The 19,931-nt window shown below is 68.3% G+C and carries 23 protein-coding genes and 1 pseudogene; all 24 read right to left on the bottom strand.

Going from position 1 to position 19,931, the window contains the following annotated elements; all coding sequences use genetic code 11:
• Positions 1 to 1,265, bottom strand: a pseudogene (locus C5E10_RS17980) (hypothetical protein); the annotation flags it as partial.
• Positions 1,262 to 1,606 carry a hypothetical protein gene (locus C5E10_RS17985; protein WP_104332810.1) on the bottom strand — a complete coding sequence of 115 codons (345 nt, stop codon included), beginning with the start codon at positions 1,604 to 1,606 and terminating at the stop codon, positions 1,262 to 1,264. The pseudogene C5E10_RS17980 and the gene C5E10_RS17985, both read right to left, overlap by 4 nt.
• Positions 1,607 to 1,615: 9 nt before the next feature.
• Positions 1,616 to 2,215, bottom strand: coding sequence for a hypothetical protein (locus tag C5E10_RS17990; RefSeq protein WP_104332811.1), 600 nt, complete (start codon positions 2,213 to 2,215; stop codon positions 1,616 to 1,618).
• A gap of 1 nt (position 2,216) precedes the next feature.
• Positions 2,217 to 3,719, bottom strand: a complete 1,503-nt coding sequence (locus C5E10_RS17995) for a sialate O-acetylesterase (protein WP_104332812.1) — start codon at positions 3,717 to 3,719, stop codon at positions 2,217 to 2,219.
• Positions 3,716 to 4,162, bottom strand: coding sequence for a hypothetical protein (locus C5E10_RS18000; protein WP_104332813.1), 447 nt, complete (start codon positions 4,160 to 4,162; stop codon positions 3,716 to 3,718). The genes C5E10_RS17995 and C5E10_RS18000 overlap by 4 nt, the downstream gene beginning before the upstream one ends.
• The gene (locus C5E10_RS18005) at positions 4,155 to 4,400 is read right to left on the bottom strand and encodes a hypothetical protein (RefSeq protein ID WP_104332814.1); all 246 of its coding nucleotides are present in this window, start codon (positions 4,398 to 4,400) and stop codon (positions 4,155 to 4,157) included. Before C5E10_RS18005 ends, C5E10_RS18000 begins: the two co-directional genes overlap by 8 nt.
• Positions 4,393 to 4,857 carry a M23 family metallopeptidase gene (locus tag C5E10_RS18010; protein WP_181062826.1) on the bottom strand — a complete coding sequence of 155 codons (465 nt, stop codon included), beginning with the start codon at positions 4,855 to 4,857 and terminating at the stop codon, positions 4,393 to 4,395. Before C5E10_RS18010 ends, C5E10_RS18005 begins: the two co-directional genes overlap by 8 nt.
• Positions 4,857 to 6,152, bottom strand: a complete 1,296-nt coding sequence (locus C5E10_RS18015) for a M23 family metallopeptidase (protein WP_104332816.1) — start codon at positions 6,150 to 6,152, stop codon at positions 4,857 to 4,859. The genes C5E10_RS18010 and C5E10_RS18015 overlap by 1 nt, the downstream gene beginning before the upstream one ends.
• Positions 6,153 to 6,166: 14 nt before the next feature.
• Positions 6,167 to 7,348 (bottom strand): hypothetical protein, encoded by a 1,182-nt coding sequence (locus tag C5E10_RS18020; protein WP_146080336.1) that lies wholly within the window; start codon positions 7,346 to 7,348, stop codon positions 6,167 to 6,169.
• Between the two features lie 5 nt (positions 7,349 to 7,353).
• Positions 7,354 to 8,151, bottom strand: coding sequence for a hypothetical protein (locus C5E10_RS18025; RefSeq protein WP_104332818.1), 798 nt, complete (start codon positions 8,149 to 8,151; stop codon positions 7,354 to 7,356).
• Entirely contained in the window at positions 8,148 to 10,379 is a 2,232-nt protein-coding gene (locus C5E10_RS18030) for a phage tail tape measure protein (RefSeq protein ID WP_104332819.1), read from the bottom strand. Before C5E10_RS18030 ends, C5E10_RS18025 begins: the two co-directional genes overlap by 4 nt.
• A gap of 10 nt (positions 10,380 to 10,389) precedes the next feature.
• The gene (locus tag C5E10_RS18035) at positions 10,390 to 10,725 is read right to left on the bottom strand and encodes a hypothetical protein (protein ID WP_104332820.1); all 336 of its coding nucleotides are present in this window, start codon (positions 10,723 to 10,725) and stop codon (positions 10,390 to 10,392) included.
• Between the two features lie 59 nt (positions 10,726 to 10,784).
• Positions 10,785 to 11,129, bottom strand: coding sequence for a hypothetical protein (locus tag C5E10_RS18040; protein WP_104332821.1), 345 nt, complete (start codon positions 11,127 to 11,129; stop codon positions 10,785 to 10,787).
• 88 nt (positions 11,130 to 11,217) lie between these two features.
• Positions 11,218 to 12,030 (bottom strand): IPT/TIG domain-containing protein, encoded by an 813-nt coding sequence (locus C5E10_RS18045; protein WP_181062827.1) that lies wholly within the window; start codon positions 12,028 to 12,030, stop codon positions 11,218 to 11,220.
• Positions 12,031 to 12,094: 64 nt separating this feature from the next.
• Positions 12,095 to 12,496 carry a hypothetical protein gene (locus C5E10_RS18050; RefSeq protein WP_104332823.1) on the bottom strand — a complete coding sequence of 134 codons (402 nt, stop codon included), beginning with the start codon at positions 12,494 to 12,496 and terminating at the stop codon, positions 12,095 to 12,097.
• A 2-nt stretch (positions 12,497 to 12,498) separates the two neighbouring features.
• Entirely contained in the window at positions 12,499 to 12,831 is a 333-nt protein-coding gene (locus C5E10_RS18055) for a hypothetical protein (RefSeq protein ID WP_146080337.1), read from the bottom strand.
• Positions 12,824 to 13,171, bottom strand: coding sequence for a hypothetical protein (locus C5E10_RS18060; RefSeq protein ID WP_104332825.1), 348 nt, complete (start codon positions 13,169 to 13,171; stop codon positions 12,824 to 12,826). The genes C5E10_RS18055 and C5E10_RS18060 overlap by 8 nt, the downstream gene beginning before the upstream one ends.
• 3 nt (positions 13,172 to 13,174) lie before the next feature.
• Positions 13,175 to 13,747 (bottom strand): hypothetical protein, encoded by a 573-nt coding sequence (locus tag C5E10_RS18065; RefSeq protein ID WP_104332826.1) that lies wholly within the window; start codon positions 13,745 to 13,747, stop codon positions 13,175 to 13,177.
• Between the two features lie 57 nt (positions 13,748 to 13,804).
• Positions 13,805 to 15,037 (bottom strand): phage major capsid protein, encoded by a 1,233-nt coding sequence (locus tag C5E10_RS18070; RefSeq protein WP_104332827.1) that lies wholly within the window; start codon positions 15,035 to 15,037, stop codon positions 13,805 to 13,807.
• 60 nt (positions 15,038 to 15,097) lie between these two features.
• On the bottom strand, positions 15,098 to 15,715 hold the full coding sequence (locus C5E10_RS18075) for an HK97 family phage prohead protease (protein ID WP_258071213.1): 618 nt from the start codon (positions 15,713 to 15,715) through the stop codon (positions 15,098 to 15,100).
• An 11-nt stretch (positions 15,716 to 15,726) separates the two neighbouring features.
• Entirely contained in the window at positions 15,727 to 17,634 is a 1,908-nt protein-coding gene (locus C5E10_RS18080; RefSeq protein WP_104332828.1) for a phage portal protein, read from the bottom strand.
• The gene (locus C5E10_RS18085; RefSeq protein ID WP_104332829.1) at positions 17,627 to 19,159 is read right to left on the bottom strand and encodes a terminase large subunit; all 1,533 of its coding nucleotides are present in this window, start codon (positions 19,157 to 19,159) and stop codon (positions 17,627 to 17,629) included. Before C5E10_RS18085 ends, C5E10_RS18080 begins: the two co-directional genes overlap by 8 nt.
• On the bottom strand, positions 19,122 to 19,613 hold the full coding sequence (locus tag C5E10_RS18090) for a hypothetical protein (RefSeq protein ID WP_146080339.1): 492 nt from the start codon (positions 19,611 to 19,613) through the stop codon (positions 19,122 to 19,124). Before C5E10_RS18090 ends, C5E10_RS18085 begins: the two co-directional genes overlap by 38 nt.
• 135 nt (positions 19,614 to 19,748) lie before the next feature.
• Positions 19,749 to 19,931 (bottom strand): hypothetical protein (locus tag C5E10_RS19330; protein WP_219820415.1); only part of this gene is annotated, 183 nt, incomplete at its 5' end.

Consider the following 19,931-nt stretch of genomic DNA (forward strand, 5'->3'; position numbering starts at 1 on the left):
CCGTATTTGCTTCCGGTGCCGCCCGTGCCACCGTTCGAGGTGGTCGACGATCCGCCTCCACCGCCGCCGACGCCGGGGCCGATGGTGGGGATGGCGTCCGCGCCGTTACCGCCTCCTGCGGCGCCGGCCGCCGCGGATGGGTTCACGCCGATGTTGTTGTTCACGCCGCCCGCTGCGCCTGCGAACGGGGTGGTGCTGTTCGCTGCGAGGCCACCGCCTCCGCCGCCACCGACTGCCGACCCGCCCCACCAGTTGCTCGCCTGCGGGGTCGCAGGAGCTGCGCCGCCCGCGCCGCCGACGCCGCCGCCGAAGACGCCGACCGAGTTGGACCATCCCCACTCGCCGCGCCCGGAGATGCCGCCAGCGGCATTCGTGCCGCCGCCGCCACCGAAGCCGGGGTTCACGGCGAGCATGAGGCCCGCGCCAGCGGAGATCTGCGAGACGCCGCCCGTGCCGCCCGTGTTGCCGTTGGAGCTGGGGGACGTCTGCGGGGCCGCCCCGGCCCCGCCCTTGCCGACACGGATCGTCAACGCGTTCGGGACGAGGGCGGCGGGGAAGCTCTGGTCGAGGTATGAGCCAGCCCCACCGCCACCGCCGCCGCCTGCAAGCGACGTGAGCGCCTGCACGGCTCCCGAGCCGCCACCGCCACCCGGGCCGTAGGCGTAGAAGTGGACCATCTTCGCGCCCGCGGGCTTCGTCCAGGTGTACGTCGTCGAAGATCCCGCTGCCCCAGTCGGGAGGTACGTCTGCACGTCGACCGTGCCGGCCTTCCCGGCGAGCGCCGAGCCGAGGCCGTCGACGTCCCCGATGGCGTGCTGGTGGACCAGCGGTGCGCGCAGCGCGATCGCCGCGGCCTGCAAGGTGCTCACCGGCTTCGCCATGTCTCGGGTGTTGTCGACGTTCGCGAGACCGACGAGTGCCGCGCTGAGACCGACGAGCGTTGCGGCGTCGTGCGTGTGCCCGAGCGGCGATTTCCCCGCGAGGCCCGTAGCCAACTGGTCCAGAGCTTCGGTCAGCTCGTCGACGTCGGTGATGCCGAGCTCGTCGAGTCGCTCCGCGATCACCCGGTCACCCTCGGTGGCGAGGTCGCGAGACTCGAGCGCGTAGACGACGAGCTCGGCGACCTGCTCGAGCGCGTAGAGCTTCGCGGCCGCGAGCGTCTCTGCGTCCCACTCGCGAACCGTGCTCTCGGGGACACCGCCGCGAGGCGGCGCCGTCACTTCCCCCTCGATCCTGTCTCCGTCCAAGAGCTCCCCCTCGATCATGCGACCACCCCCTGACGCCACGTGATGACGCCGCACGCGATCGCTTCGGCGACGCCTTCCGGGCTCTCGCCCTTGACATCCCACTCCCATTCGCGTTCGCCGCGGAAGTCAGCGAATGCCGCGGCCGAGGGGGCGGTCAGCGAGAAGACGCCGGACGCCTTCTGCGACTCGTCGACGGCGAGAGGGACGACCGAGCCACCGTGTTTCGCGGCGGCCCGGAAGTTCGTCCACCCCGTGAAGTCCTTCCCCGCTTGCCCCTCGCGGAGCCGGAACGACCGGCTCCACGAGTTCGAGCCGTACGCATCCCAGCAGTGACCGAAGTCGTACGGGAGACCGTTCACGTCCGCCTCCTACGCCGCCGCGAATGCGAGGTTGTCGATCGCGACGTCGGTCTGCGCGAAGCTCATCCCGTGCTTTGTCTCGTTCACGAAGTGCGGGGTCGACGCGCTCATGATCTCGGTGCCGTTGACGATCACCTTGATCGACGGGCCGTCCATGACGATCGCGATCGTGTCTCCGTTGTTGGACGTGACGGACGACGTCGCAAGGTTGGCCTGTGCGACCGTCGTCGACACGAGCTGCAGCGTGTAGGTCGGGCCGGCAGCGCTGAGTCGAAGCGCGAGGCGGATGAGGTTGTTCGCGTCCTTCGCGCGGACGGCGAGGCCGCCCTGCCTGTTGCCGACAACCGCGGCCGTTGCCGTGAGCGTGCCGTTCGACTCGTAGCACTCGAGCACCTGGTAGACGAACCCGCCGACCGACGTCGCCTGCGCTCGGTTCGACACCACCCGGACGACGCCCGGGCTTGTCGGCACAGCGTCGAGCTGGATGTAGGGCTTGAGCCCGACCGGCGTGAAGCCGAGCGGGCCGTCCGACCGGTTGAAGTTGTCGGCGAATCCGACCGTGGGAACGTTCGGGTTGGTGGGGTTGCCCTGCACGCGGAAGATCGGCATCTCAGGCTCCAATCGCTTGAGTCGGTGAGGACGGCGCCGAGGTCGTGGCGCCGTTCGTGGTGGAGACACGCACCCAGGGCGTCGCGCCAGCGGCGGCCGCTTCCCGGGTCAGGTCCAGAGGGACCGAGCCCGCGGGGATCGTCGACCATGCGACACCGTCTCCGGACTGCTCGACGACGTACGCCGTCACGCGGCAGAAGGCAGGCGACCACGTCACCCGCAACTGCCCCCCGGCGACCGTGGCGCGCACACTGAGGGGCGGCACAGGGGTCGAGGTGGTGATGTTGACGACGGCGCGCTTCCAGGCTTCGTACATGGCCTTGCCGAGCGCGACGACGCCGCCCCGCGAGTAGTGCACGATGTCGGTCACGCTGCCAGAGCCGCCGCCGTTGGGGATGCCGTCCGCGTATCCGGTGCGGGTGAGGCGGGACTGTGCGCCGATGTGAGCGGCCCGCACGTTCGCTCGGTTTGGGCTCGCCTTGATGTACTCGGGGACGATGCCGCCGAGCGTGACCGTCATGTCGGGTCGCCCCAGGTGCGTGCGAACGCCGGCCACGAGCTCGTCGAACGCGGCCGCGTAGGCGGCTTCCGTGTTGTCCGCTTCGCCCTGGTGCCAGAGGAAGCGGATCTCGTCGGGCGATCGCAGCGAGGTTGTCGCCGTCGCGATCGCCTGGTCGAGCGCGTTCAGCATCCGCGGGTAGAGGCGCGGGTTCGCTCCCGCGTAGGAAACCCCCCAGTTCCCCGTCGCCGCATCGCCGATGAGGCCGGACCCACCGACCGCCGTGTTCACGATCAGGACGACCGTGCCGGGCGGCTCGTTCGCGACAATCTCACGCGCGAACACCGTCGCAGGCGAGAGACCGGCGCCGGTCATGGGCGTCGAGGACGAGAGCGGCACGGTGGCCGTCCTGATCGTCGTCGCCGCCCAATCCCACATGAGAATGCGGTCGTCGCGCGGGTCGAGCTCGGGGCCGATCGGCTGACCGCGACCGTCCGCGTTCGACTGCCCCGCGACCACGAGGAGCACGAGGCGAGGCACCGAGGCTGACGCGCCGGTTCCCGTGGGTCGGTATCCAGGGATGATCGTCTCGAGGGTGTCCGGGTTGACGTCGAAGACGATGTGATCGCCGACGCGGAACTGGATGCGCCCCGAGGGGGTGATGACCATGTTGCCGTGGTGCATGTTGCCGTCTGAGGTGACACGCCACAGCCTGGCACCGTTCTCGGACTCGGCGCCGATGGCGGTCGGGCTGCGGTCCTCGGGGATGCGCTTCGAGGTGTCGAGGACCTCGTTCACGGCGGAGCCAGCTTCGGTCTCGACCATGGCGATGATGGTCGGGCCCAGCTCTTCGTCCGCCTTGAGCGCCGCCCCGACCGCGGGCACGACTCGCTCGTCGGTGGCCTTAGCGAGCTGCGTCGCGTTGTTCCGCATGAGGTTCGCGGCTTCCGGGTCGCCGAGCCCGGCGAGCGCGCCGTGATCGACCCAGGTTGTTTCGTCGGTCATGAGCTCCTCGTTTTCAGTCGCGGGGGCGAGACGGAGTTGTCGATCCACGTGCCGCCGATGCCGACAGCGGTGCCGGGCGAGGACGGGCGCACAGCGACCGCGTTGCCCGGGCCTGGCATGTCGAGTAGGTCGACGAGATTGCCGCCCTCAGCGGGCACACGGAGCGGCCATGCGAGCTCCCCCCATCCCGAGGGGGCGTCGTCGATCCACTCGATCGACACGATCAGGTGACACTCGGGGCGCAGCGTGGTCGTCTGCGCGACCACCGCGACGCCGGCACCCGTGATCGGGTGGATGTCGGACCACTTCACGACGCGGCGACCGATGAGGATGCCGTCGACGCCGATCGCGGCCGGCACGGATGGCGTGAAGATGACGTTCGCGCGACGGGGCGTGGTCGGGTCGAGCCCGAAGTCCTTGAGCTTGAACGGGACGTTAGGCATCGGGCGCCTTGTCGGCGACCTTGATCGCGGCGACCTGATCGCGCAGCCACTCCTCGGTGAAGTCGACGGCCGCGATCGCCACGACGTGCGGGTTAGCCGGGCGCTGCACCCCGCCGTTCTCGACGTATCCCTCGATCTGGATCTTGTAGAGCAACGGCACGAAGGTCTTGCCCTTGGCCTTCGCTGACTGCACGCGGGCGTTCGCCTGCCTTGCCTTGGGCGTCTGCTTGCTAGTCACGGGTGGTCTCCTCTCGTGCGCGATCGCGCATGAACGTTCGGGGATTGAATGCGCGGCCGGCGACCAGCGTCAGGAAGCAAAGGTGCGGGGCGGGTGCGTTGCCGGTCTGCCCGACCGTGCCAATCGGCTGGCCGAGCTCGACGACTTGGTCGTGCTCGACGAGCACCGAGTCGAGGTGCAGATAGCGGGTCTGGAAAGCCTCGCTGTGACGGAGCCACACGGCGTTGCCTTCGCCCTCGTCGTCTTCGCCGTCGACGCGCAGAAGCGTGACGACGCCCGCTGCGGCCGCGCGAACGATCGCGCCGGCCGGGGCGTTCAGGTCGATGCCGTCGTGCTGCTCGAGATCCGACGCGGCCCCAGGCAGGCCCTCGGGCGCCCCGAGCGGCAGGCGCGGCCCGAACTCCCCGCGAGGGGGAACGATCACGTCGGCGGGATTGAACGGCCACTCGAACTTCACTAGGCGCTCCAAGGTTTCGTGATGACGGTGCGCGGGTTGACCGGCACCCCGTCGATGTGGGTCTCGAGGTGGAGGTGCGCGCCGGTCGAAGAGCCGGTGTTGCCGACCTTCCCGACGATCGCGCCCTTCGCGATGCCGTCACCCACCGAGTAGGCGGGCGCTGATTGCATGTGCGCGTAGAGCGTTCGCTTGTTGCCGGCGTGCTGGATCACCAGGTAGTTTCCGAAGCCGCCGCTGCCGACCGATCCGGTGCCGACCTCGTAGACCGTGCCGGACCCGGCAGCCTTGATGTCGGTGCCTTCGCTGATGCCAATGCCGAAGTCCATGCCCTTGTGGTCGGTTGAACCGATGCCACCGGGAGAGACGCGCGGGCCGAACTCGTCGGTGTTCTTCTCGGGATCGAACGGCCACTCGAGGTCACCCATAGGACCACCGACGTTCTGCGGGACGCCGACGAGAATGCCCTCGTCGCCGATCGCCATGACCCAGCGCCCATCAGGCGGGAGCGACGTCTGATCGAAGAGGTTCGTGATCCGGAGATTTCCGAACGAGGCGTTCGTGGACGACATGCCATTCGCACCCATCTCGGAGGAGTTGGAGCCAGCCGAGACGGTGATCTTGTTGCTCTCGATGCGGACGCCGCCTGCGACGATCGCGCCGTCCACCGTCAACGTCGCCTCCAGAGTCGCGGCGCCGGAAATCGTGACCGTGCCGCCGAGCTCGGTGTCACCCTCGGTCTTGAGCGATTGCTTCACCGTCAGCGATGCATTCACCGTCGTCTCGCCCGATATATCGAGCGCCCCTTCGATGGTCGTGTCTCCGCCGAGCTTCGTCTTCGCTGTGACGTCGAGAGTGTCGGTGATCTCGACAGGGCCGCCGAGCTTCACGCCACCCTCGGCAGTCTCGAAGGTGCCGGTCACCTTCGTTGCCCCCTCGATCTCGAAGGCGCCCGTGATTTTGGTCGGCCCGCTCAGCAGGTTTTCGCCGCTAAGCGTGTTCTTTCCGGCCGCGGTGAAGACGCCCTCGAAGTCGACCGTGCCGGAGGCGAAGAGCGATCCGGCGCCGTCAGGGCCACCGAAGATCGAGAGCGACCCGGTGACCTCGCCGACGCCGTCAAGGAACCAAACGCCCGTGATGCGCTCGGAGCCCTCGACGATCAGGCCCTCGTCGGATGCGACGCGGAAGGTACCCTCGGTGACTGAGGTGTCTCCGGCCGGATTCTGCGTGCCGTGGCGCTTGACGCGGCGCGCGAGCTCGAGCCCTGCGGGGGCCTTCTGGTCGAGGATCTTCGTCACTCGCGACCCCCTGCCTAGTCCTGCTGCTGGTAGTCGATCGACATGACGTGCTGCGACGAGGAGTTGTGGCCGACGCCGATGATGTACTGGTCGGCACGAGAGGGCGCGTTGCGCTCGTCTCCCGGGTCGTCGATCTCAACCGTCCATCCGGGCTTGATGTCGACGCCATAGACCGGAGATCCGCCGCTCGCAGAGACTTCGACCGGCGCGAGGATCGAGTTCTCGTACTGCCGGATCGGCCGACGCCGAGCGGCGAGTGTCGCCTCGGCGAGCTGGTTGAGGCGAACGAGATCTCGTTCGTTCTTGAACTCCTCCGTCGCGTCGATGTTCGGCATGCCGTCCTCGATCGACCACTCGGGCTTGTAGCTGCCGAAGCCGATCCGCATCGACTCATCCGAGCCGTTGCCGATGCCGAAGATGCCCGTGCCGACCTTCGCGCCGTTCTCCCGGAACTTGAGGTTCACGAGCGGATGCTCGTCGGCGCCGAGATGCACATCGAACGGGAGGCTCGGGAAGGTCGGGTTTCCGAACTTCGCCTGCCAGTAGAACCATCCGGTGGCTTCGTCCCACATGGGCTCGACGTAGATGTCGGGGCCGTCGATCGTGTCTTGGATCGCGGCGGTCGCCTCTTCGATCGAGGTGAACTTCCACTTCGCGTACCTCGCCGAGTCGGTGCCGAGCAACGCCGGGGGCAACCGGATCGGGAGGTTCCAGCGATTCGGGATGCCCTCGTATTCGGGGCGTCGGTAGCCGCGCTCCCAGATCTTCGTGAGCAGCCCAGCCTTCGAATAGCCGGAGACGTCGAAGTGTCCCTCGAGCATGTACGAGGCGACCATCGTGAAGAACCGGAGATCCCCGAGGTAGCGGAACTCGCGGTGCTGGACGACCGAGGTCTTGCTCGCCCGGTCCCAGTCCTCGCCGACGTGGATGCCGGCGTACTTCGCGATCTTGCGTCCACCGTTGATCGAGTACGAGATGACGGAGGTGCGGCGCACTTTGGCGAGCGCGTCATCCCACCCGGCCGGGCCGAGGTCGTAGGCGGGATCTCCGAGCCGGTAGGTGTGCGACCCGTCGCCCGCGCCGTTGAGCACCGTGCGCCAGTCCCACGCGGCCGGATGCATCGGCATCACCGGCTCACCCGTGAGGGTCGAGACGACGTCGTGGTGCCACTGAATGTCGACGGGGAACAACCGCACCCCCTCTACTGGTAGGTCGGCAGGAAGTACGGCGAGAACTCGCCCGTGCCGGCGTGCGGCTCGAGCGAAGCCATGACCTCACCGTTGGGCGGGACGTGCCACGCGCGGCCGGAGTGCTTCGCCTTGGAGACGATCAGGCCGTTGCGGCGCACGTACTCCGAGCGCATGTCGACCTCGTGCACCTGGCCCGCTGGCAGCGGCGCGGAGATCCGCAACGCCTCGGCCCCGCCGTGGAGGGTGTAGCCGGAGAGCATGTTCGTCTTCGCGCGCACCCGGATCGTTGGGGTCGCGTGCCACGTGCCGCGGTTGATGAGCAGCAGCGACTCGGACGAGTAGGGCAGACGGCCCGACTCCCCCTCGACCGCTTCGCCGAACCGGCGCGGGTCGCTCATGCGGAGCTGCAGCAGGAACCGCGCCGAGTCGTCGGTCGCGTTCTGCACCCAGTCGTCGTCGACGAGCTTCGCCATTCCCCAGAGGGTGCGGCCCATGCTCTCGACGACGATCCGGAAGTGCTTGCCGCCGTAGCCGATCGACACGAACCGATCGTTCAGCTCGGCAAGGCCGCGCGGCGAGTTCGCCACCGCGAGGCCGGAGAGGGCGATGTTCTTGCCGAGCAGCCGCGTCGGCAGCGAGAACTCCCCCGCCGTGCCGGGAAGCTCGACATCGTCGCCCTTGATCTCGGCGCGGGCGTCCCAGTTGGTGACGCCGTCGTTGTCGAGGAATAACCCGAGCGCGGAGCGCTGCCCGACTCGAGGGCGGTTGCGGAACTCCACACCCTCGAGCCGGGCGACGTGCTGCCTCACAGCACGCTCTCTTCGTGCAGCTTCTTCTTCTGCTCGTACCTGCGGATCACGGCTTCCCCTGTCTCGTCATCGCCCTTTTCGACGGTGATGTTCGTGACACTCGGGGGGCCGTCCGAGCCGCCCTGCGCTTCACGTGCGAGGCGGATCGTCTCGGCGAGGTGACGGTTCAGCAGCCCCTCGTCGACGACCGCCTCAGCCCGGCCCGCCTCGGCGAGCAGCGCGAGGGTGCCGCCCGGCTTCGGGAGGACCGTCGCGCCAGCCGCGAGCTCCGGGATCTTCGGCAGGTCGAGGCTCCACGTCTGGCCGCCGACGAGCGGCACCCAGTCGGGGATGGTGACCGAGAGCGAGTTGATGCCGTCGATCGCGCCGTTCACGAGACCAATGAGGCCGTTCAGCGGGCCGCGGGCCATGTCGGCGGCCGCGGCGAACGCGTTGCCGATGAATTCCGAGATCCCGCCGAAGATCGACGACACTGTGTCGCCGACCGTGGTGATCGCGCCGACGATGAATCCGACGACCGGCGAGATGACCGAGGCCCAGATCCAGGCGAATCCAGCGGCCAGGAATTGGAAGGCTGGCGAGATCGCGTTTTCCCACAGCCACGTGAAGATCGCGCCCCACATCTGGACGTACGCGACGATGTACCCGACGATCGGCATGATGATCGACTCGTAGATCCAGGTGAAGATCGCGCCGATCAGGGCGAGCGCGGGCGCGATGGCGACCTCGTACAGCCACGTCACGAGCGCAGCCCACAGGCCGATGTAAATCATGATTCCGGTTACGACCGGGAGGATGATCGACTCGTAGATCCACGTGAAGATCGCGCCGAGCGCGGTGAAGACTGGCGAGAGCACCGACTCCCAGAGCCAAGTCCAGCCGGTCGCGACCGCCGAGGTCACGTTCGCCCAGGCTTCCTGGAAGAACGTCGTCTGCGTGGCGACCCAGATGATCGCCGCGACGAGCGCGCCGATGCCGACGATGATCCAGGTGATCGGGTTCGCGAGCATGGCCGCGTTGGCGGCCCAGAGTGACGCCGCCCACGCGTACATGGCGCCGACGAGCACGACGCCGACGACGATCGCGATCGCGGCGATCGCGCCCTCGTTCTCCGTGAGCCACACCAGGGCAGGGGCGATGATGTCGCCCGCCGTGCCGGTGATCGTACGGAAGAGCGAGTCGAATGCCTGCGTCGCCCCAACCGCGTTCGCGACCGCGTTGTCTGCGGCCCCGCCGACCTCGCCCAGTCCGGTTGCGGCGCTGCTCGGGTCGAGCGCGAAGAGCGCCGAGCCGAGGTCTTCCGCCTGCGTGCCGAAGAGACCGACCGCTGCAGCGTTTCGCGCGACGGGGTCTTCGATGCCGGAGAGGGCGTCGATCGTGGTCTGGAAGGCGCCGGAGGCGGAGTCGCCACCGGCTGCGATCGCGGTCGCCATTTCGGCCGCGTCGAGACCGATCGCGGAGAAGGCGTCCGAGGTGGCCTCGGAGCCGTCGATCGAGCGGATCGAGAACTCCTTGACGGCGTCCGCGACGAGGTCGGCGTTGCGGGCTCCGCCCTCGAGGCCCTGGTTGAGCAGGCCGATCGCGGTCTGCCCGTCCAGGCCGAGCTTCTCGAACTGGCCGCCGTATTCGTTGAGGGTGTCGAGGAAATCGTCGCTCGAGTTGACTCCGGTCTGGAAGCCAGCGGCGATGAGATCCATGCCTTCGGTGACGTCGTCCGCGAGGCCGGTTTTCACCATCTGCCCCGCGGCGCGCATGACGCCGGTCACGTCCTGGTCGAACTCGGAGGCGAGCACCATCGCCTGGTTGCTGATGTCTTCGAGTGATCCGGTGTCGCCGAGGAGCTCGAGCTCCTTGCCGACTGAGGCGACCGCAGAGCCCACCTCGTCGAGGCTTTCGCCCCACCCATCCCGGTACAGGGCCGAGGCGGTTTCGGCCGCCTCCGCCGCGTAGGCGCCGTCTCCGAGCTGGTTCCGCATCGACCCCTGCAGGTCGAGGCCCGCGACGGCGTCGTTCCACGCTTCGACCAGGCCCATGCCGACGACGACTGTCGAGCCGATGCCGGCGAGCTGCCCGGCCATCGAGTCGCCGAAGTTCGCGCCTGCCTGGTCTCCGGCCTCGGTGGCGGCCTGCTGCACGGGTGCGCCCAGCTCCTCCGCGACGGACTCCTGGAGTCCGGACGTGGAGATGTTGAGCTGCACCCATGCGGTTGCAATAGCGGCACCAGCCACGGCGACCCCCTTAGATCTCGTTCGCCGCGGTGGGCGTGATGATTTGGGCGTCGCCCGACAGCCATTCGTCGGCCTCAGCGACCGACATGACCGTCGTGCCGAGCGTCGTCGTCTCTTCGCTCGAGACGCCGGGGCGCTTGATCGGCTTCGGCTTTGGTGCCGACTTCTTGCCGGCGCGCTGCCAGTTGCCAGCGGCGAGCGTGTCGGCCACGTGCGCGAGCAGTTGCTCGCTGAGATCCCAGCGGTGATCTGGGTTCATGACCTTGTAGAGGGCCGTGCTCGAGTCGAGCTGGCATCCGCCGATGAAGATGTCGAGCTGTCGCCAGGACAGGTCGTCGTCGCCCACGTCGCGGATGTCCAGCCCGACCCTGAGCAGGTCGTATTCGACGGCCTCGCCGTACTCCGCTAGGAAGTCTTGGAGGCCCCAGATTCCCCCAGGGTGGCCTTCTGGTGTCCCTCGACGATCGCGTTGAACATGCCCCAGGTGCCGCCGACCGCGAACCAGCGTTCGTACTGCTCGTCACCCATGAGGAGACGCGACGCCTCCTCGAAGTGCGCCTTGCGCGAGAGGGTCTGCACCTCGTCAGGCCACAGCGCGGGCGGGTCGACGATGATGACGCCGAGGTCGTTGCCCTCGCCGTCCTTGCCGAGTTCGACCTCGATCTGTGGCTTCTTGAGGCGGACCTCCGCCTGTGCGGCGGAGAAGTTGTAGGTCTTCTTGGGGCGAGCGTTGCTCGATGCTGCTGCCATGTGGGGAGTGCTCCTTCGGGTGATGTGGGTGAGTGGGTGAAGGTGAAGACCTGGCGGCCGGCGTCACCCAACGCCGACCGCCAGGGGTCTAGGCGAAGGTGTAGATCGAGTCCGCTGTCGGCGTGGATGCGCCGCCTGCGGCTCGGACCTGCACCTGTGTCGCGCCGTCGCCCGGGGGCGTGACGGCGACGATCTCGGTCGAGGAGATCGCGTTGAATGCGAGGGCCGGCACGCCCGCGAAAGTCACCGACGTCGGGGTGACGAACCCGGTGCCGACGATGCGAATCGCTTCGCCGCCCACGTCGGGCCCGGTCGCAGGGTCGAGATCGGTGATGGCGGGGGCCACGTACTCCACGTCGCCGCGGTAGATGTACGCCTTGACGCCGTGCTCGTCCTCGTACGCCTCGATCGTCATGTCGTAAGACACGGCATCTTCGCCGTACATCTGCTGGTCGCCGCGGGCGATGACCTGCGAGCGAGGGATGACGACCACCATGCGGCGGTTGCCGTCGCGCACGACGAGCACGCGCGTCTTGATCGGGAGCATGCCCGACTTGATCTGCTGCTCCGTGACCGTGGCGTCGTCGCCGTAGAACTCCTTTGCGGAGTTCTCGTTGTGCTCGACGAGCTTGTACTGATACGTGACCGCGTGCTCGGACTCGATGGTGCGCAGCACGTAGTTGCCCCACGCGGTGAGCTTGGTCGTCGACTGGTCGATCGTCTGCGTGACGCCGTCCGTCGAGATGTGCCCCAGCGGCCGGATGTTGGCCGCGATGAGATCCTGCGCGAGCGTCGACTTGATCGCCGCCCCGTGGCTCTGGGGGTAGGCCGCGGTCTCGGGGCCAGAGAAGACCCCGCCCACCACGCCAACGAATACGTTCCGAGCGTTTCCGTCGCTCATGTGTTGCCTCCTTGAGGGCATAGAAAAAGCCCCGACGGATGCCGGGGCGTGGATGGGTGAGGGGTCAGTCGAGGACGAGGGCGCGCATGGCGACCTCGACGGTCTGCGTCCACTTCTGGACGCCGTCAGGTGACGGGTTGTAGGCCGCTTCGCCGAACGAGTCGACGTCGTAGATCACCGTGCCGTCGTCGAGCACCGAGTGCGCGATCGAGCCGAGGTAGGCGACGACGAGGTCGATCAGGTTCGACGCCTCGGTGTTCGTTCCGGCCGCGGTCTCGATCGTGAACCAGGGGCGGACGATGACCAGCGAGGATGAGGCGCCGCCGCCGATCTTCGCGATACGCACGCACCGCCCTGCGGTGAGCGAGTCCGACACGGTGGCTTGGTCTCCGCGCTCGCGCAGGAAGGCCCGCACCTGGTCGATGAGGATCTTCTGTGCGGGTGGGGTGACGATGAGCTCGCCCATGCCTACGCGCCCGGCTTGTAGGGGCCGGCGATCGCGCGCGTCGCGACCGTGGGGTCGCGGGCGACGGCGATGCGGGCGCGGAGTGAGTTCGTCTTGATGTTGAGGCGGCCTCGGCGTCGGGCCTTGCGGGAGACGTCGACCACGATGTCGTCGCCGGAACCGTCGTCGGTCTTGTCGTCCGACGTGGCCTGGCCCATCTTCGCGTTGACGTTGGCTTGCATTCGCTTGCCGATTTCCTTGCCGATGCTCTTGAGCTCGCCGATCGCTTCGGGGCTCGTGCGCAGCGCGGCGACGGCGTCGTTGTGGATCTCGATCTTCACCTTGGCTCTACCCACGCTTGTGCCTCCGGACGCTGGCGAGCGCCTGGTTCAGGCGCCCTGTCGGGGAGCGCACCTGTTGGGCGTCTCCCTCGGCGATGTAGTCGCCGGGGAACCCGTCGACGGTGATGATGTCGCGGGCGAGGATGTCGGTGCCGAACGGGGCCGCGATCTTGTAGCCGGTGACGGTGAGGATCTGCCCGTCGTTGTCCGAGGTGGACTCGACCGGCTCGACCCAGCACCCCTCGATCGACTCAACCTCGGGGGTCGCGTCGTAGTCGGTTCGCGGTGTCCCCATGTCGTCGAGGACCGGGTAGCGCTTCCGGGTGATGGTGGTCTTCGCGAAGGATGAAGGCATGACCTACCTCGGGATTCGGTGCGCTTCGAGGAACGCGAGTTCGTGGGGGAGGAACATGAGGCCCGCGGCGGGGCCACCCGCGGATGCTCGGGAGTAGGAGACGGCTGCGGAGAGCGTCGACTCGTTGGTGACGCCGCCAGCCGGGGCGAGGGTGCCGCGGGAGATCGCGCCCTGCAGGGCCTGCACGATGCCGCCAGGGCACTTCGCGTAGCCGTGCGTGAGTGTCACTGACACCGCGCGGCGACGTCGCGGCCAGCGGCCCGTCAGGCGGTCGAGAGTGCCATGCGTGGCCCAGTCGTACCCGTCGACGTCGAGGTCTTCCTCGGCGTCGCGGAGGCGCACCGAGTCGACGTTGCCGATGTGCATCGTCGGGAGGAAGAGCTCCCCCGCGCCCGTGCCGTCGACCGTGATCGTCTCGGTCGCGGGGGTGGCGATGCGCCACCCGCAGAAGTCGCGCACCGTGTCGGTCGCGATGACCGCGATCGACAGGGCGAGAGGCTTCTCGAGAGGAGAGTTCGTGATGTCTTGGATCTCTTCGATCGGCACGAGCAGATCGAAGTCGGCGATGTCCGCCATGGGGTTCCTCTCGGGTGAAGCCGGGCGGGCACGGGCCGGAGCCCGTGCCCGCGTCGACTAGGCCGCGGCCTTCGTCTTGAGGATGTGGAGCGCCTTCGGGCGGTCCGGTGCGCCACCGACGCGCGCGCGGATCTTGAAGCCGATCAGGCCGTCTTCCGCGTAGAGCTCGACGAGGCGCTGTACCGTCATGCCCAGGCGGTCGAGGATCGTGTACCCGGCCTTGATGTCACCGAACGCCGCGATCTGCTTGTTCGCCGCGATGGCGTCGATGTCGCCCTGCGTGGCGATCGCGAACCCGTTGAAGGTGTTCGGTCGCCCCGCCTGGACGGACGGCTGCCAGAGGTACTGGCCGTTGCCGTCCTTCGCGACCGAGATGAGCGCCTCTGTCGAGGAGTTCATCAGGTACTGACCGTTGCGGCGGTAGACGTCCTTGACGTCGTAGGCGAGCATCTTGAGGTCGTCGAGCAGCGCGCCCCGAGCGTTGGCTCCGGATGTTGCCGAGTAGTCCGACGCACCGGAAGTGCGTGCGGCGATGCCGGTGCCGGCCGCGAAGATGCCGAGCGGCTGCTCGTCCCCGTGGCCGGTGCCCTTGATGAACGCCTTGTCCTCGGCCTCGCTGATCGCGCGAGCGAAGGTGTCGCGGATGAACGCCTCGAGGTTGACGTCCGTGTCGTCGAACTCGTCCTCGCCGATCTTGGCGAGACCGTAGAGATCCTCGACGTACACGTAGTCGTCGAACTTCGGGGTGAAGTCCGACTCTTCGATCGCGGGCTCGGCCTTCGTCTCGAGCTTGCCCCAGGCGACCGTCGCCTCGCCGATCGAGCGGCGACGCGTGCGGTTGCGCTCGATCGAGCGCACGTTCGCGAGGGGGCGGATGGTTGCGAGCGTCGGGAGATCCCGACGCAGCTCCGCCTCGAAGTCGTCAGGCACGAGCACCTGGCCGATCTGATCCTCGACGAGCGCGCGCTGCTCGCGGTTGAGGGCGCTCTGGCCGCGGCGAGCGAAGGTCAGGAACGCGGACCGTGCCTCGCTCGAGTTGAGGCCGGTCTGGTCGGGGCGATCCTGACCGCCGCCGCGGATCTCACGGGAGTTCTCAGCGTCTGCACGCTCGAGCACTTCCTGACGCTCGATGCGCTCGGTGAGGCTGCGAAAGTCCGACTCGCCGCGGTCGTACGACTCGCGCTCGGTGGCGTCGAGGTTGCGGTTCTCAGCCTCGGCGGTGGTGGTAATTGCTCGCATCGCCTCGACGGTGCGAGCGCGCTCCTGGCGGAGCTCAACAGAAGTAGCCATTGCTACGTCCTCTCTTTTGTGGTGAACCCGCACCGTCCGGGGCGGGGAGCTTGTTGGGGGTCAGAGCTTCGCGAGCATGTCGAGCTCGCGAATCGTGTGGAGGTCGCGGGCGAGCTCGCGCACCTGGGGTGCGGCGGGCTTGTCCCGTTCGAGGTGGGCCGCGGCGATCGAGCGCAGCTCGGCCGAGGTCTGCGGGTAGGCGGGGTAGGTGACCGCTGCGACGTCGCCGCCGTCGAAGTCGAACTCGCGCACGACGTGCAGCGATCCGTTCCACTCGTCGCGGGTGACCCAGAAGCCGAATGACATCTGCGTCAGGTCGCCGCGCTCGAGCAGCTCGGCGAGGTCGCGGGCATAGCTGACGTTCGCCATGTCCGCGTCGACGAGCACGCCCTCGCTGTCCTCGGTGAGCCGCAGCGTTCCCGAGGTGGTGCGCGCGAGGAGCTTGTTCGCGTCGTGGTTGAGCAGGAAGCGCACGTCGGGGTTGCTCTCGAGCGACCGCGAGGCGGCGCCGGGCTTGATGACTTCCTGCCACCCGCCGAGGTCGGCGGAGAGCTGGTCGTAGACGACGGCGCGTCCGGTGAAGTGGAGCCGCTGCTCCCCCTCGTTGGCGGCGCGGATCTGGATCTCCGAGAGATCGAACGCGCGACGCTCGAGCGTCCTGATGGTGTGTTCGGTCATGCTGTTCTCCCTCAGATGTCCATCTCGAACTCAACGCCGCAGTTGCATCCGGCGACCTCGTCGGCTCCGCCGTCAGGGTCACCGGGCCACATGCACCCGTTCGAGAAGCGCTTGTTGATGGGTACGGTCTCGCCGTTCATTCGCTGGTGCGACTGGCGAGGGTTGGATGACGAGGTGCGCCAGGTCTTCGTGGCGGCGCCCGACTGGCGGGCGCCTTCGTGTCGGCCGAATGCGCCGACCGCGCCGACGATGCCGGCCGCGACGAGCGCGGCTCGGGAGGTCTCGGCGGTGTCGAAGACGGCGGCCGCCTCGTCGGAGTCGGTCGCCTCGTCGAGCTGCGCGAGCGTCGTCTCGTTGATGTTTCGCGCCTGTCGCTCGGTTGCGGCGACGAGCCAGTTTGCGACGCCGGCCGGGTCGAACGATCCGCCCAGCGCCTCGGCTTGCTTGGTCGCGAACTCGCGAACGATGTCGGCGTAGGGAGGTGCGAGCACTTCGGCGAGCATCTGGTCCCACGTCTCGCGCTCGCTCGTGGAGAGCTCCCAGCCGACGACGTCGCCGCCGAGCGCGTACTCGCGCATATCGGCGAAGTAGTCGACGAGGAGATGCTCGACGCGGGTCACCCATGCCGGCGAATCCTCGGATGCGCCGCGCGCGGCCCGGATCGCCCGGTAGGCGGTGGGCTCGAGGCGGGGCACCTCGACGAGCTGCCCGTCGCGCTGCACCGTCTCGGATGCGGCGGGGAGCATGTTCAGTGGCGTCAGGTACTCGTCGCCGCCGTCGATGGGCTCCTCGTCCTCCATGCGGCGGACGTCGTTGACCGAGTAGTAGCCCCACTGGCGGCCGATCGCGTACGACTGATTCCGTGCCGCCGTGTCGCCTCGCTTGAGGCCGTTCACGTTGAACTTGATGCGCAGCGAGTCGTCGGTGAAGAGCTGTCGGGTGACCGACTCGAGCCGGTTGATCGGCGGCATGAGCCCGTCTTGTACGAACTCGATCGACTGGTGCTCGATGTTCGAGAACGTCGCGTGATCGAGTTCGCCGATCTTGTGCGGCGGGACGCCGTAGAGCGAGGCGATCTCGACGCGCGTCATCTTGTAGACCGCCAGGAACTCGGCATCTGCCGGCGAGAGCGTCGTCGCCTCGAGCTTCGCGCCGCCCTCGTAGACGGCGAGCTCGTGCGCGTTGTTGACGCCCCTGTGGCGCGACTCGTGCTGCTCCTGTAGGCGCTTCCACTGGACCTCGGAGAGCTTGCCCTCGACCGTCAGGATTGCGCCCGGCGTCGCGTCGTTCGCGAAGAACTTGCCGATGTACTGCGTCGACGCCGCCGCGGTGGCGATCTGTTCGCGGGCGAGCGTGAGGGGCGAGTACCCCTCGATGCCCGTCCCGAACCAGCGGTAGTGGAGTATCTCGTGACTCGGGGCGATGTAGCCCGGGTCGACGGGGAGCCACACCGACGTCTGGTCGTGGCTGAGCTTGTAGGCCAGCAGGCCGAGCGGGGTGCGCCGAACCTCGACCATCGTCGGCGGGACCGGCCACAGGCCGATGACGCTGCCGGCGCCGTTGCGCTGCACGTAGACGTACGAGTTCCCGCGAATGAGCATCCACGCGACGACCGTCCGCCAGAACTCACCCGAGTCGGTCGTCGGATTCGGCTGCACCGTGAGGATGCGCTCAAGCTCGCGATGCGCTGCAGTGACCGGGAGTCGCTGCCCGCCCTTGCGGATCTTGAGCGACACCGGAAGTCCGGCGATGGACTCGGACACGAGCCGCACCGAAGCGAGCACAGCCGTCACGCCGAGCGACGCCTCCGGCGAGACGGAGACGCCCGACGAGGTGCGGGTGCCGCCGAGCGAGGGCATGCGGGTAAACGATCGGAGCTCGAAGACCCGCGACCATGCGCGAGTGAACCAGTTAGCCATGCGGCCCCCTTCCCAGGATTCGGATGCGGGCCTCCACCTCGACGGGCGGATTCCGGAGTAGCCAGTGCGCACCGGCCACCGCGGAGAGCGGGGAGGCGTCACCGGGTGAGTTCTTGCGGTCGATGACGTGCGTGTCGCCGAGCGCCTTCGTGGCGGCCGTGCCTGCGGCGACGTCGAGCACCGGCTGATCGCGGTGCGTGAGCTTGCCGAAGTTCACGGCGCCGAGGAGCTGGATCGTGGCGATGCCGAGATCCGGGCCGCCCCAGTCCGTGACTTCGAGGTCGGCCTCTTCGAGATCCGTGCGGAGCGCGGAGACCGGAGCGCCGCGAGTCTGGAGCGTGATCGCGGCCGGAGTGAACGTGCGTTCCGGGTCCGTGAGCCAGGGCACTACCCAGTCCGTGCCGGGGCGGGAGACCATGATGCCGACGTGCGCGCGCCCGTCTTCGCGGCGAGCGGCGAAGGCGATGTGCGCCCAGGTACCGTCGTGCGACACCTCGACGCAGACGTAGACCGGCGCGTCGGGTGCTCGGCGCCCGATCGGGTCTCGGCACTCGGCCCACTTGCCAGCTTGGAAGGGGCCGCCTGTCGCGTCGGAGACGAACAGGTTCGCGACTTCGGACTCGAACACGGAGCGGGGGTCGGTCGACCATGAGGAGGCGATCGCTTCCTCGGTGATGAGGTGCCCCATCGAGGGGTTGCCCCACGCCCACGTTTTCGGGTCGGCGAGATCGGCGCCCGCGGGTGGTGACCACCAGAACAGGCCGATCGACGTCGACGCGTCGTTCTCCTCGATCGCCGCGATCGCCTTGCCGTGAAGGTCTCGCTGCACGACCGCGTCGAGCGTGCCGGCGTTGGATGCGGCGAGGATCATCGCGCGGCGTCGCGCCATGGTCGTCTTCGAGAGCGCCGACCACGCCTTGTAGTTCTTGTGCTTGAGGATCTCATCGACGAACACGAAGTCGAAGGTGAGCCCGCGGCCGCCGTTGTCGGCCGAGTCGACCCAGTAGCGAGGCCCGCCCGAGATCTCGAACCAGAGCTCGCCGTTCGTGTTCGACTCTTCGCTCATCTCGGCCGCGAGGCGCGGCACCGCGGCGATGATCTTGCGCGCATGCTCCCACGGCTTCTTGGCCGTGGCGAGCTTCTGCGCGACGCCGAGCACCTGCGCGTCGCCGTCGATGAACATCCGGAAGAGGATCAGCAGGGCGACGATGAACGTCTTCCCGTTCTGCCTGGCGACCCAGAGCAGCACGACCTTGAACCGGTAGGAGTTGTCGTCGTTGAGCTCGAGGGCGTGGATGAGGAACCAGCGCTGCCAGGGCAGGAGCTCCGGCACGAGCGACTCGGCTGCAGTCCCGAGGACCGCGAGCCGGAGCCACTCGGCGAACGCGATCGCCGCGAATCCGGCCGAGGTCTCCGGCGTCAGCTTGCGGCGAGGCGGGGTGAAGACCCGAGCGCACTCGCGCCCGTAGATCTTGCTCTTCGGCTTCCTACGCGCGCTTGGCTTTGCCCTCGTCCTCGTCGCCACTCGCGTACACCTTTCCGCTGTAGAACGCGCGGCGCTGAGCCGTGAGCGGGTCGGTGCTGCCAGCCTGTGTCGCCTTCTCCAGCGCCTCCATGACTCGCCGCAGCGAGTCGCTCAGGCTGCCCCACTGCGGGACGCGGGTGACGTCGTCGAGCGCGGCCGCGAACATGCGCGCCTGAGTGGCGAGCAGCAGCGCCGACGCCGGGATGGCGAGCTCGGCGAGCTGCGCGTCGACGGCCGCGAGGGTCGTATCCGGGATGCCCTGGGGCGGCGGCGGCATCTTCGAGGGTGGGACAGCGGATGTCCCACCCTGTGTCCCACCCTTCGAGGGTGCGTCCGGGGCCGAGGAGATGAACGTCACCGTCGCGTCGGGTCCGGCCGCGTTCCGCTTGTTGGCGCGCTGCGCAGCCTTCCGGCGACGATCTCGTTCGCGCTTTTCCTCGGGCGTCATCGGCATCGATATCACCTCCCCCGAAGGGTGGGACAGCCACCCAGGGTGGGACAACCCCCTCGGAGGGGGACGAACCACTCCGGGCGAAAGTCGGCGTGACCTCGGCCAGAGATCCGACCCCCCTACCCCTGCGGGTCGAGGTCAGATGATCTGGCCGAGGATGAACCGGCGACTCTGCGATGCGAGCAATGCGTCTACAGCCTTGCGGGACGGGATCACATTGAAGTCGGGGTCGAAGGGGGTCGCCATGGGCGGGGCGGGCGGCGGGGCGGCGGGGGTGTGGGGTGGGGGGAGGGGCTGGCGGGGGTGGCGGACATCATCGAG

It is taken from the genome of Pseudoclavibacter sp. RFBG4 (genome assembly GCF_002931515.1).
In the GTDB taxonomy this organism is placed as follows: domain Bacteria; phylum Actinomycetota; class Actinomycetes; order Actinomycetales; family Microbacteriaceae; genus Pseudoclavibacter.

Coding starts and splice junctions, on each gene's coding strand:
- C5E10_RS18075 (WP_258071213.1), bottom strand. CDS start 15,715: ATGACCGAACACACCATCAGGACGCTCGAGCGTCGCGCGTTCGATCTC.
- C5E10_RS18040 (WP_104332821.1), bottom strand. CDS start 11,129: ATGGCAGCAGCATCGAGCAACGCTCGCCCCAAGAAGACCTACAACTTC.
- C5E10_RS18045 (WP_181062827.1), bottom strand. CDS start 12,030: ATGAGCGACGGAAACGCTCGGAACGTATTCGTTGGCGTGGTGGGCGGG.
- C5E10_RS18050 (WP_104332823.1), bottom strand. CDS start 12,496: ATGGGCGAGCTCATCGTCACCCCACCCGCACAGAAGATCCTCATCGAC.
- C5E10_RS18080 (WP_104332828.1), bottom strand. CDS start 17,634: ATGGCTAACTGGTTCACTCGCGCATGGTCGCGGGTCTTCGAGCTCCGA.
- C5E10_RS17995 (WP_104332812.1), bottom strand. CDS start 3,719: ATGACCGACGAAACAACCTGGGTCGATCACGGCGCGCTCGCCGGGCTC.
- C5E10_RS18060 (WP_104332825.1), bottom strand. CDS start 13,171: ATGCCTTCATCCTTCGCGAAGACCACCATCACCCGGAAGCGCTACCCG.
- C5E10_RS18070 (WP_104332827.1), bottom strand. CDS start 15,037: ATGGCTACTTCTGTTGAGCTCCGCCAGGAGCGCGCTCGCACCGTCGAG.
- C5E10_RS18065 (WP_104332826.1), bottom strand. CDS start 13,747: ATGGCGGACATCGCCGACTTCGATCTGCTCGTGCCGATCGAAGAGATC.
- C5E10_RS18090 (WP_146080339.1), bottom strand. CDS start 19,613: ATGCCGATGACGCCCGAGGAAAAGCGCGAACGAGATCGTCGCCGGAAG.
- C5E10_RS17990 (WP_104332811.1), bottom strand. CDS start 2,215: ATGCCGATCTTCCGCGTGCAGGGCAACCCCACCAACCCGAACGTTCCC.
- C5E10_RS18000 (WP_104332813.1), bottom strand. CDS start 4,162: ATGCCTAACGTCCCGTTCAAGCTCAAGGACTTCGGGCTCGACCCGACC.